Raw genomic sequence first — 11,405 nt, 5'->3', positions numbered from 1 at the left:
CCCCTAGTACGCGAACGAGAGCTGCTTGGGCTCATCGTCTTCCGATTCCGGTGGGTCGACGTGCGGGTGCGCGTCGTGGTCGAGAGGTCCTTCGATGACGTAGCGCCGGAGCAGGTAGAACCAGACGCCTCCGAGAGCGGCGTACAGCAGTGTGAACGTCACCAGGGAGGCGACGACGAGGCCGACGGGATGGTCGGAGACGCCTTGGTCGACGGTGAGCCGGATCTGATCGACTCCCGAGAGGTTGGGCGCGACAACCCATGGCTGACGCCCCATTTCGGTGAAGATCCAGCCGGCGCTGTTGGCCAGGAACGGCGTCGGAATGGCCAGCAGTGACAGCCAGGAGAACCACTTCTGGTCGGGAATCCGGCCACCTCGGGTGACCCACAGTCCGGCGACAGCGAGCAGCGCGGAGCCTGCGGCCAGACCGATCATCATCCGGAACGCCCAGTAGGTGACGAACAGGTTGGGCTTGTAGTTGCCCGGTCCGAACTGCTGCTCGTACTGATCCTGTAGTTGGTTGACGCCCTGCACGGTGGCACCGAAGTCGTTCTCCGCCAGGAACGACGTGAGGCCGGGGATCGCAATGAGGTGCACCACGGATTCGCAGTTGTTGTGGGTACCCACGGTCAGGAGCGAGAAGCTGGCTCCGGTTTCGGTGTCGCACAACGATTCTGCGGAGGCCATCTTCATCGGCTGCTGCTCGAACATGAGCTTGCCCTGAATGTCTCCGGTGATGGCAAGCGCCCCACCCGCAACGATCATGACGATGAACGACATGCGCGCTGCCGATCGGAACATCGAGCGCGAGTCGGTGGCCGGGAGTGTGCCGAGCTCGTTCTCGGTCTTCTTCTTTCGCGCCTCGCGCACCATCCACCATCCGGAGATGCCTGCGACGAAGGTTGCGGCGGTGAGGAATGCGCCTGCGACCGCGTGCGGAAATGCTGCCAGCGCAGTGTTGTTGGTGAGCAGCGCCCAGATATCGGTCAGCTCGGCGCGGCCGGTTTCTTCGTTGTAGATCGCGCCGACGGGATGCTGCATCCAGGAGTTGGCCGCGATGATGAAGAAGGCCGAGGCGTTGACGCCGATGGCGACGAGCCAAATGGTCGCCAGGTGAACGAGTTTGGGTAGTCTGCTCCATCCGAAGATCCACAGACCGAGGAACGTGGACTCGAGGAAGAACGCGACCAGCCCTTCGAGTGCGAGGGGCGCACCGAACACGTCACCGACGAATCGTGAGTATTCGCTCCAGTTCATTCCGAACTGGAACTCCTGCACGATTCCCGTTGCGACGCCGAGTGCGAAGTTGATGAGGAACAGCTTGCCGAAGAACTTGGTCAGTCGATACCAGGAATCCTTGCCGGTGATCACCCACATGGTCTGCATGGCCGCCACCATCGGCGCGAGGCCGATGGTGAGGGGTACGAGAATGAAGTGATAAACGGTGGTGATACCGAACTGCCACCGCGAGACATCCAACGCGTCCATCGATACTCCGAACTCTTCCACCCGAGCTGTGACGGGCAACACCGCAGGTCAGGGCATTGGCCCGCGACTGATTCGAATGTACTACTACGAGTAGTAGTAGGGAAGAGTCTTTCGACAGGGCCATTGGGCCCTCAGAGCATCCGGACGGTCTCCACCGCGAGATCGACCATCTCGGGCACCTCGTCCGCGCGGCTGGGCCGCCCCAGAACGACGCCGTTCATCGATGTCACCCGCGCCGCGAGCGTGACGCTCGAAACGAGCCAAACACCGTCCGCTGCAATGAGATCCGCTGGATACAGATGTCCGTGCTCGCACGTCCACCCGGCCGCCTCGGCCACCGAGAACAGGGCGGCAACAGTGGTGCCCGCCAGGATGCCCTGCTCGACCGACGGTGTGACGAGAGTCTTACCGCGCGCCACCACCACCGTCGACCGGGGTCCCTCGAGCACTCTGCCCTCGCTGCTGAGGTAGATCACGTCGTCCACGCCCTGGCGGGCAGCGTGGCGCAGCGCGGCCATGTTGGTCGCGTACGACAACGTCTTCGCGCCTGCCAGCTGCCACGGCGCACCGGCGGAGAAGTCGACCGAGTAGCCCCGATCGAGCGTCATCACCGACACCCCGTTCTCCCGGGCGTTGCGCACTCGACCCGGCAGTGGCCCCAGCGTCACGAACGCCGTCGGATCGCCGCCGCCCTCACGACCACGGCTCAGCACCAACCGCAGAACGCCCTCGTCGGTGGATTTCTCCGTCCACAGGCCGACCGACTGCTCGATCACTGCGCGCCAGGCATCCGAATCGGGGACGGGAAGATCCAGGGCCGCCGCCGACACGGCCAGACGCGCCAGGTGCAGCTCGACGCCGCAAGCCGAGCCGTGACGCACCAGCAGCGTCTCGAACGCGCCGTCACCACGCACGGCAGCCAGATCGTCGGCGAACAGCAACGGCCGATCCGCGTCGTGCACTCGGCCGTCCAACGTCACCACTACCGACTCCGACATGCCGCCACCCTAAAGGCTGTGGCCGGGTGCTCCTACTATGGAGTGGTGTCCGATCCTGTGACGATCACCCCGAGTCCTCTTCTCACTCTCCCCGGCGCAGTGCCCTCTCCCGACGACAGCGTCGATGCCGGCGTCGCCTGGCACTACGGCAATCCGTTCGGCGAACAACGCAGTGCCGTCAGCGCAGCCGCCGTCATCGATCGATCCCACCGATTCGTGCTTGCCATCAGCGGCGACGAGCGCTCGAGCTGGCTGAACACGATCTCGAGCCAACTCGTGTCGGATCTGCCCGACGGCAGCTCGGCCGAAAACCTCAGCCTGGACGTCAACGGCCGCATCGAGCATCACTTCGTTCAGACCGATCTGGGCGGGGTCACCTACATCGACACCGAACGCGCACAGGGACCGGATCTGCTGTCGTTCCTGAAGAAGATGGTCTTCTGGGCCAAGGCCGAACCCAGAGAGGCCGACGAACTCGTCGTTCTCTCCGTCCTCGGATCCGACGCAGCGTCGATCCTCGACAAGGCAGGCCTCCCGGTTCCGAGCGAGATCTACGGCGCGTCGGCAGTGGACGGCGGCGGCTTCGTCCGGCGAATGCCCTGGCCGGGCCCCAACTCGTACGACGTCGTCGTCCCCCGAGCAGGCCTGAGCGACTGGTTCCTTCGCCTCCGCGACGCCGGTGCTGCCCCGGCCGGAACCTGGGCGTACGAGGCGTTGCGGGTGGAATCGGTGCGACCGCGGGTGGGCGTGGACACCGACGAGAAGACCATTCCGCACGAGGTCCGATGGATCGGCAGCGCAGCCGAGTTCGGCGCGGTTCACCTGGAGAAGGGGTGCTATCGCGGGCAGGAGACCGTCTCGCGGGTGCACAATCTCGGTCGACCGCCGCGTCACCTGGTACTCCTGCATCTCGACGGTTCCGCAGATGGACGGCCCGTGACCGGCGACCCCGTCACCGCCGGTGGCCGCGCGGTGGGGCGTCTGGGAACCGTTGTCGACCACTTCGAGCTCGGGCCCGTTGCCCTCGCGCTGGTCAAGAGAACAATTCCGGTGGACACCGCCCTGGAGGCAGGTCCGTGTGCGGCGTCGATCGACCCCGATTCCATCCCCTCGTACGACGACGTGCAGGCCGGCCGCGCGGCCGTCGATCGCCTTCGCGGCCGGTGACCGGGACCGTCTCGGCGGTCTGCGTGGTGCATGCCGACGTCCCGTTCGGGCGGCGCGGCGTCGTCGACAGCGGCATCGACAAGCGCCCCGTGCTCGGCCCGGTGGATGTGCACGAGCTCGGCATCGGCGGGGACCACTGTTCCGACTCCAAATTCCACGGTGGTCTCGATCAAGCCGTGTACGCCTACGACGAAGCAGAAGCCCGGTACTGGGCCGATCAGCTGGGTGCGCCCGTCGAGCCAGGACGGTTCGGCGAGAATCTGCGAACCAGCGGCGTCCCGGTGACCGACGCGGTGATCGGGACGCGGTGGCGCATCGGCACGGTGACACTGGAGGCAACCATCGCACGCAAGCCCTGCGGCACGTTCGCGCGGTGGATGGGCGAGCCGGGGTGGGTTCGCCGGTTCACGGCCCAGGGAGATGTAGGCGCTTACTTCCGAGTGCTCGAGCCCGGGGTCTTCGCCGCCGGTGATTCGGTGACGGTCGAATCGGTTCCTGGGCACGCGGTGACGGTGCGGATGCTCTTCGAGGGGCGGGACGCCGCGGCGATGCAGACTCTTCTGGACGAGCCCGGATTGGCACCGAAGGTGTACCGCGACGCGGCGGCGGCGCTGAAATCGTCGCGGAGGCCATGACGCGCAGCACTACTGTTTTCGTGTCGTAGCGCGAATATAGTTCGCCTGAGCACGGATATGCCCAGGTACAGGCAGCGCGGACCCCTGCCCCGGGCGTGTCGCGCCGCGGGGCCCGGCATCGACACGTGGTGCCGTATGCGCATCGCGGCGATTCGCGCGCTAGAGTGTGTGCCAGGAAGAAATACCAACTCTAACGGGGCCGCCAAATTTCCCCAGGCCGCCCCGCAAGTCCGCGAGGGGGCACCGCCATGGGCCGAGGCAGGGCTAAGGCAAAGCAGACAAAGGTCGCTCGTGAGCTCAAGTACAGCTCGCCGACAACGGACTTGGAGAGTCTGCAAAGAGAGCTCTCCGGTGGTTCGTCCAACTCCCATCGTGGCGGCATCCACTCTGACTCGGATGTGCATTCCCGAGTCGAGGAAGACGAGTACGAGGACTGGCGACGCTAGAAACTGTGCATTGAACGACTGAGGGGGAGCCGCACCGCGGCTCCCCCTCACTTGTTCGTCGTGTGACCGGCCGGTCAGAACCTCGGGTGATTACCCAGCAGCAGCGCGCGCTCGTCGGCGACGTCCTTGCCCGCAGCCTTCTTGACCGTGCCGAGAGTCCAGCAGTCGATGTGCCGTGCAGTCAGTACTGCCAGAGCACGATCGACGTCCTCGGGGGCGACGATCGCGACCATGCCGACACCCATGTTGAACGTCTGCTCCATCTCGGCCCGCTCGACGCGTCCGCGCTGCGCGATGAGGGAGAAGATCGGGGCCGGGCTCCACGTGGTCCGATCGAGTTCGGCCACGAGACCCTCGGGCATGACGCGCGAGAGGTTGTTGGCGAGTCCGCCGCCCGTCACGTGGCAGAACGTACGCACGTCGGTCTCGGCCGCGAGTGCGAGGCAGTCCTTGGCGTAGATCTTCGTCGGCTCGAGCAGTTCTTCGCCGAGTGTGCGGCCGAACTCCTCGACGTGTCCGCCGAGATCCATGTGGTTGATCTCGAGCAGCACCTTGCGAGCGAGCGAGTAGCCGTTGGAATGCAGACCGGACGATCCCATGCCGATGACGACGTCGCCGGGACGAACGCGCTCGGGTCCGAGGATCGAGTCCGCCTCCACGACGCCGATGCCGGTGGCAGAAAGGTCGTAGTCACCGTCGGCCATCAGCCCCGGGTGTTCGGCCGTCTCGCCGCCGAGCAACGCACAACCGGCGATGATGCAGCCCTCGGCGATGCCCTTGACCAGTTCCGCGACCTGCTCGGGTACGACACGGCCGACGGCGATGTAGTCCTGCAGGAACAGCGGCTCGGCTCCGCACACGACCAGATCGTCGACGACCATGGCCACGAGGTCGAGACCCAGGGTGTCGTGCTTGCCGAGGGCCTGGGCGACGGCGACCTTCGTGCCGACTCCGTCGGTCGAGGCAGCCAGGACCGGCTCGCGGTAGTCGCCCTTGAGCGCGAACAGACCGGCGAAACCACCGAGACCGCCCATGACCTCGGGCCTGCTGGCCTTCTTGGCGAGTGGCGCGAACAGTTGAACTGCTCGGTCTCCTGCGGCGATATCGACCCCGGCCGCCGCGTAGGAGGCACCGCCCGAGTGAGTTGCGCTCGTGGGTTGGGATTCCTCGGTCATTCGGCTCCAGCCTGTGTACTCGTTCATGTCAGCGCCCGTAGCGGCGCAGATAGCGCCCTAACGGTACCGGAGTGCCCGCTGGCGGGAAGAATTCACGTGTGCAGCCGCTTGCCCGGGATGGCGGCCAACAGCTTCTTCGTGTACTCCTCCTCCGGCGAGCGCAGAATCTTCCACGGCGTGCCCTGCTCGACGACCTGGCCGCCCCGCAGCACCACTACTCGATGTGCGACGCGATCGACCACCGCCAGATCGTGGCTGATGAACAGGCAGGCGAAACCGAACTCCTGCTGCAGCGCCTCGAACAGGTCGAGCACGGCCGCCTGGACCGAGACGTCGAGCGCACTGGTCGGCTCGTCCGCGACCACCAGATCCGGTCCCAGCACCAGTGCCCGCGCCAGGCTGACGCGTTGCCGTTGCCCACCGGACAGCTCGTGCGGGTAACGCTTGTCGGTGCCGGACGGAAGTTGCACGGCGTCGAGCAGCTCGGTGGTCCTGGCCGCGATCGCATCCTTGGAGCCGTACTTGTGCACGATCATCGGCTCGGCGATGCACTGTCCGACGGTGAGCCGCGGATTCAGCGACGCCGACGGGTCCTGGAAGACGAAGCCGAATCGCTTGCGCAAGGGCTTGAGCTTGCGCTCGCTCACGCCGGCAATGTTCTGTCCCATCACCGTCACGCTGCCGCTGGTCGGCTTCTGGAGCGCTGCAACGCACCTGCCGATCGTCGACTTACCCGAGCCCGATTCGCCCACCAGACCGAGGGTTTCGCCGCGGTGGATGGTCAGCGAGACGTCGTCGACCGCTCGGAATGCCGAGGAGCCGACCCCACCGGAGAACTGCACCACCAGCTGCGAGACCTCGAGTACCGGCTCGCCCGACGTGTCGACGGTCTTGTCCGACTCCACTGCAGCAAGGGTCGGCACCGCGGCCAGCAGCTTTTTGGTGTACTCGTCTTCGGGGGCGTCGAACAGCTGTGCCACCGGCGCTTCCTCGACGACTCGGCCGTTCTGCATGACGACGACGCGGTCCGCCAGATCGGACACGACGCCCATGCTGTGGGTGATCAGCACGATGGCGCACCCGAGCCGGTCTTTGAGATCGCGCAGCAGCTCGAGGATCTCGGCCTGCACAGTGACGTCGAGGGCGGTGGTCGGCTCGTCGGCGATGATGACTTTCGCCTCACACGAGATGGCGATCGCGATCATGACGCGTTGCTTCTGCCCACCCGAGAGCTCGTGCGGATAATACGAGAAGCGCTGCTCGGGATTGGGCAGACCCACCATCGTCAGCAACTCGACGGCCCGGGCCTTGGCATCCTTTGCCGACATCCGTCTACCGTCGTCAGGAGTGTGGGCCCGGAGTGCTTCGACGATCTGATACCCGATGGTGAACAGCGGATCGAGAGCACTGCCCGGTTCCTGGAACACCATCGAGATCTTGTTGCCCCGCAGCCTCGCCCACGCCTTGTCGTTCAGCGTGGTGACGTCCTGCCCGCCGAGAACCACGTGCCCGTCGACCCGCGCGGTATCGGGCAGCAACCCGATGGCGGAGCGCACACTGACGGACTTACCCGACCCCGACTCCCCCACCACAGCGAGAACTTCACCGGGAAAGATCTCGAACGAGACCTCGGTGACGGCATCGACTTCGCCGGCATCGGTGACGAACGAAACGGACAACGACTGCACCGACAATGCGGACTCGCGTGGAGTCACGACACTCGATGTCATACCTTCACCGCCTTCTTGAACTTCTTGCGGGTCCGCAGCAGCGGATTGAGTGTCTCGCTTGCACTTTCACCGACCATGGTCAGACCGAGGACCACCAGCACGATGCCCAGGCCCGGGAACACCGACGTCCACCAGATGCCGTTGGAGATGTCCGGTAGGGCCTTGTTGATGTCGTATCCCCACTCCGAGGCGGAGGTCGGCTCGATCCCGAACCCGAGGAAGCCGAGCCCGGCGAGGGTGAGGATGGCCTCGGCTCCGTTGAGCGTGATGATGACCGGCAGTGTCTGCACCACGTTGGCGAGTATGTGCCGGAACAGAATTCGCGGCGTGCCGGCTCCGGTCACCCGCGCGGCGTCGACGTACGGTTCGGTCTTGACGGCCACCGTCGCGTTGCGGACCACCCGAAAGTACTGAGGCACGAAGATCGCCGTGATGGCAATGGCCGCGGAGGCGATACCGCCGAAACTCGACGACTGACCGCCTGCCACGACGATCGAGATGACCACGGCGAGAAGCAGAGACGGGAATGCGTACATCGCGTCCATGAACAGCACGAGCACCCGGTCGAACCAGCGGCCGATGTAACCCGAGGCCAGACCGAGGGGAACGCCGATGATCAGGGACAGCACCAGCGACGAGGCGATGACCATCAATGCGGTTCTGGCACCGTAGATCACCCGCGAGAACACGTCCTCACCGCGAACCGAGGTACCGAACCAGTGATCCGCGGACGGCGCGGCTTGGCGGGCGAAATCCGCACCGGCGTCACTGGTCTGCGAGAAACCGTACGGCGCGAGAATCGGCGCGAACAGCGCCGCGATCACGAACCCCACCATCAGCGCCAACCCGACGATGAGCGTGACCCGCTGCAATCCCGAGGTGGACTTCACGAACGCGACGCCGGGGAACCCTCTGCGGTGCGGACGGGTGGGAGGAACGTCGGACAGCACGACTTCGGTGCTCATCAGAACCTCACTCTCGGGTCGATGAGGGCGACGATCGCGTCGGTGACGAAGCTGACGACGGCGACCACCACGGCCAGGAACGTCACGATGCCTTGCACGGCAACGAAATCGCGGGCCTGCAGATAACGGGCGAGTTCGTAGCCCAGTCCTTGCCACTCGAAGGTCGTCTCGGTGAGTACGGCACCGCCGAGGAGGACGGCGATCTGCAGTCCGATGACGGTGACGATGGGAATCATGGCGTTGCGGAACGCATATCGCCTCGTCACCGTGCCCTCGCTTAACCCGCGCGCGCGGGCGGCGTCGACGAACGGCGCCTGCAACGTCTGAATCAGGTTGACTCGCACCAATCGCAGGAACACACCGGCCGTCAGCAGGCCGAGCGCAAGAGCGGGCAGAACCGCGTGCTCGAGCACGTCGACGGTGTAACCGGTGTCGCCGTACAGGAACGAGTCGATGATCAGAATGTTCGTCTTCGGGGAGACGTTCTGCAGTGCCAGTTCAACATTGGTACTGGCCCGCCCGGCGACCGGCAGCCAGCCGAGCTTGACGGCGAACAGCAGCTTGAGCAGCATGCCGACGAAGAATACCGGGGCCGCGTACGCCAGGATCGCGAAGATTCGCAGCGACGCATCACCGAACCGGTCGCGATGGGTGGCGGCGTAGAACCCGAGCGGGATGCCGACCGCGAACGCGACGAGCAGCGCCCAGAACGCCAATTCCAGTGTGGCAGCACCGTTGACGAGCAGGACGTCACTGATCGCGCGATTGTCGGTGGCGGAGCGGCCGAAGTCGCCGCGCAACAACCCGGTCAGGTACTCCCAGTACTGCGTCAGGATCGGCCGGTCGTATCCGGCCTCGGCCTTGCGCTGGGCGATCTGTTCGGCGGGTAGTCGACCGCCGAGGGCGGCGGTGATCGGGTCACCGATCACACGCATGAGAAAGAAGACGACGGTGACGAGAATCCAGGCAGTCGGGATGATCAACAGAAACCTGATCCCGAGATAGCGGGCGAGCGCGCCGTATCGTGACGGCGCGCTCGCCTGCTGCGCTTTCTTCTCCCCTACCGGCGTCTGTGCGGTAGCGGGCACCGGTCAGCTCTTGGCGAGAGTGACGAAGCGGAACTTGAACGAGGCGTCGAGGGTCTCGTCCACACCGCTGATCTCATCGGTGGCGACGGCGATCTGCTTGCCCTCCAACAGCGGAAGGGTCGGCAGGTAGTTGGTCGCGAGCTCGGTCTGAATCTGTCCGATGATCTGCATCCGTGCGTTCTCGTCGGCCGTCGTGCGCTCGAGGTCGAGCAGTGACGTGATCTCCGGGTTCTCGAAATGCGACTGGAGGAAGTTGTCCGGCCCGAAGAACGGCGTCAGGTAGTTGTCTGCATCGGGGTAGTCCGGGAACCAGCCGAGCTGGTAGACCGGGTACGCGTCGGCGACGCGTTCCTTGGTGTAGGTGCTCCACTCGGTGGACTGCAGGTTCACATTGAACAAGCCCGTCGCGTCGAGCTGACTCTTGATCGCGGCGTACTCCTCGCTCGAGCTCGAGCCGTAGTGATCCGGGTTGTACTGCAGGTTGAGCTGGATCGGAGTGGCCACGCCTGCGGCCGAGAGGAACCCGGCAGCCTCGTCTTTGTTGGGGGTCTCACCGTAGACGTCGGAGAAGGCCTTGTTCGAACCCTCCAGACCGGTCGGCACCACGGAGTACAGCGGGGTGTAGGTGCCCTTGTAGACGCCGTCGGAGAGCGCCTGGCGATCGACCGAGGCAGCAATCGCCTTGCGTACGGCCAACTTCTGCTCGGGGGTGTTGCCGGGCATCGTGTTCATGTTGAAGACCATGTAGCGGGACTCGCCGCCGGGGCCCTCGTGCACCGTCAGGCCGTCGACGGCTCCCAGCGATTCGACGTCGGTCGGGGTGAGGGAGCGCCATGCCACATCGATGGCCTTGTTCTGCACATCGAGCTTGAGGTTGTCGGAGCTGGTGTAGTACTTCACGTTGACCGACGACGTCTTCGGGGTGCCGAGAATGCCGTTGTAGTCCCCGTTGGCCACGAAGCTGACGAGTGAGTTCTTGCCATAGCTGGAGATGGAGTACGGGCCGGCGAACGGCTTGCCCGCAACCACTGCGTCGTCGTCGAGCACCTTGTCGGCCGGGAATACTGTCTGGTCGACGATCGGGCCCGCGGGTGTCGCGAGGATCTGCGGGAACGTCTGATCGTTGGCCGCTTTGAGGGTGAACTCGACGGTCTTCTCGTCCGGTGTCGCGATGCTGTCGAGATTGGTCAGCAGCGACGCAGGTCCGTTCGGATCGTTGATCGCGACGATGCGGTCGAACGAGAACTTGACGCTCTCGCTCGTCAGCGGATTGCCGTTGGCGAACTTCAGGTCGTCCTTGAGCGTGCACTTGTAGACGGTCGGCTCCGCGAAATCGCAGCTCTCGGCCGCATCGGGCTCGAGCTCGGAGCTGCCGGGAGCGAAGTTCATCAAGAAGGGATACGTCTGGTTCATCACCATGAACGATCCGTTGTCGTACGAGCCGGCCGGGTCGAGCGAGGTTACTTGGTCCGTGGTGCCGACCGTGATGGTCTCACCGCCGCCGCCGTCGCCGGATCCACCGGCGTCGGTGCGTCCCGAGCCGCACGCTGCGGCGGTCAGTGCGAGTACCGACAGTGCGGCCACTGCGGCGGTCTTCTTGCCGTGCTTACGCACAGCCGTTCGTGATGCGGCGCTGTAGCGCTGCATGCGTCCGTCGTCGGGCGACAGGGTCATCTGAGCCTCTATCCAATCGGTGTGTCCTATGTAACTCGG

The 11,405-nt window shown here is 65.1% G+C and carries 10 protein-coding genes; 3 read left to right on the top strand and 7 right to left on the bottom strand.

What is annotated here, in order from left to right; translation table 11 throughout:
• Positions 1-3: 3 nt before the first annotated feature.
• The gene (locus tag RFA01S_RS09825; RefSeq protein ID WP_032407725.1) at positions 4-1,488 is read right to left on the bottom strand and encodes a cytochrome ubiquinol oxidase subunit I; all 1,485 of its coding nucleotides are present in this window, start codon (positions 1,486-1,488) and stop codon (positions 4-6) included.
• A 131-nt stretch (positions 1,489-1,619) separates the two neighbouring features.
• Complete coding sequence (locus tag RFA01S_RS09820) at positions 1,620-2,486, bottom strand: aminodeoxychorismate lyase (RefSeq protein WP_032407655.1); 867 nt, start codon at positions 2,484-2,486, stop codon at positions 1,620-1,622.
• 45 nt (positions 2,487-2,531) lie between these two features.
• On the opposite strand from RFA01S_RS09820, the gene ygfZ reads away from it, so the two are divergent.
• The 3 genes from ygfZ (at position 2,532) to RFA01S_RS09805 (ending at position 4,734) form a co-directional block, all read left to right on the top strand.
• Positions 2,532-3,653: a CAF17-like 4Fe-4S cluster assembly/insertion protein YgfZ gene (ygfZ, locus tag RFA01S_RS09815; protein WP_032400972.1), complete on the top strand. Its 1,122-nt coding sequence runs from the start codon at positions 2,532-2,534 to the stop codon at positions 3,651-3,653.
• Positions 3,650-4,288 carry an MOSC domain-containing protein gene (locus RFA01S_RS09810; RefSeq protein WP_032407656.1) on the top strand — a complete coding sequence of 213 codons (639 nt, stop codon included), beginning with the start codon at positions 3,650-3,652 and terminating at the stop codon, positions 4,286-4,288. Before ygfZ ends, RFA01S_RS09810 begins: the two co-directional genes overlap by 4 nt.
• Positions 4,289-4,536: 248 nt before the next feature.
• Positions 4,537-4,734, top strand: coding sequence for a DUF3073 domain-containing protein (locus tag RFA01S_RS09805; RefSeq protein ID WP_072692062.1), 198 nt, complete (start codon positions 4,537-4,539; stop codon positions 4,732-4,734).
• Positions 4,735-4,808: 74 nt separating this feature from the next.
• Here the strand turns inward: RFA01S_RS09805 and purM are convergent, their stop codons facing one another.
• The 5 genes from purM to RFA01S_RS09780 form a co-directional block, all read right to left on the bottom strand.
• Complete coding sequence (gene purM / locus RFA01S_RS09800; RefSeq protein ID WP_027495851.1) at positions 4,809-5,909, bottom strand: phosphoribosylformylglycinamidine cyclo-ligase; 1,101 nt, start codon at positions 5,907-5,909, stop codon at positions 4,809-4,811.
• Between the two features lie 92 nt (positions 5,910-6,001).
• Entirely contained in the window at positions 6,002-7,639 is a 1,638-nt protein-coding gene (locus tag RFA01S_RS28400) for an ABC transporter ATP-binding protein (protein WP_032407657.1), read from the bottom strand.
• On the bottom strand, positions 7,636-8,604 hold the full coding sequence (locus tag RFA01S_RS09790) for an ABC transporter permease (RefSeq protein WP_032367489.1): 969 nt from the start codon (positions 8,602-8,604) through the stop codon (positions 7,636-7,638). Before RFA01S_RS09790 ends, RFA01S_RS28400 begins: the two co-directional genes overlap by 4 nt.
• The gene (locus RFA01S_RS09785; protein ID WP_032407726.1) at positions 8,604-9,599 is read right to left on the bottom strand and encodes an ABC transporter permease; all 996 of its coding nucleotides are present in this window, start codon (positions 9,597-9,599) and stop codon (positions 8,604-8,606) included. The genes RFA01S_RS09790 and RFA01S_RS09785 overlap by 1 nt, the downstream gene beginning before the upstream one ends.
• 96 nt (positions 9,600-9,695) lie before the next feature.
• The gene (locus RFA01S_RS09780; RefSeq protein WP_045842145.1) at positions 9,696-11,339 is read right to left on the bottom strand and encodes an ABC transporter substrate-binding protein; all 1,644 of its coding nucleotides are present in this window, start codon (positions 11,337-11,339) and stop codon (positions 9,696-9,698) included.
• Positions 11,340-11,405 lie beyond the last annotated feature (66 nt).

The organism is Rhodococcoides fascians NBRC 12155 = LMG 3623 (assembly GCF_001894785.1).
Classification (GTDB): Bacteria; Actinomycetota; Actinomycetes; order Mycobacteriales; family Mycobacteriaceae; genus Rhodococcoides; species Rhodococcoides fascians.
This window is presented reverse-complemented; position numbering and strand designations above follow the sequence as displayed.

Excerpts from the sequence above, each read along its gene's own strand:
- RFA01S_RS09825 (WP_032407725.1), bottom strand. The coding sequence starts at position 1,488 with ATGGACGCGTTGGATGTCTCGCGGTGGCAGTTCGGTATCACCACCGTT.
- RFA01S_RS09820 (WP_032407655.1), bottom strand. The coding sequence starts at position 2,486 with ATGTCGGAGTCGGTAGTGGTGACGTTGGACGGCCGAGTGCACGACGCG.
- RFA01S_RS09805 (WP_072692062.1), top strand. The coding sequence starts at position 4,537 with ATGGGCCGAGGCAGGGCTAAGGCAAAGCAGACAAAGGTCGCTCGTGAG.
- purM (WP_027495851.1), bottom strand. The coding sequence starts at position 5,909 with ATGACCGAGGAATCCCAACCCACGAGCGCAACTCACTCGGGCGGTGCC.
- RFA01S_RS28400 (WP_032407657.1), bottom strand. The coding sequence starts at position 7,639 with ATGACATCGAGTGTCGTGACTCCACGCGAGTCCGCATTGTCGGTGCAG.
- RFA01S_RS09790 (WP_032367489.1), bottom strand. The coding sequence starts at position 8,604 with ATGAGCACCGAAGTCGTGCTGTCCGACGTTCCTCCCACCCGTCCGCAC.
- RFA01S_RS09780 (WP_045842145.1), bottom strand. The coding sequence starts at position 11,339 with ATGCAGCGCTACAGCGCCGCATCACGAACGGCTGTGCGTAAGCACGGC.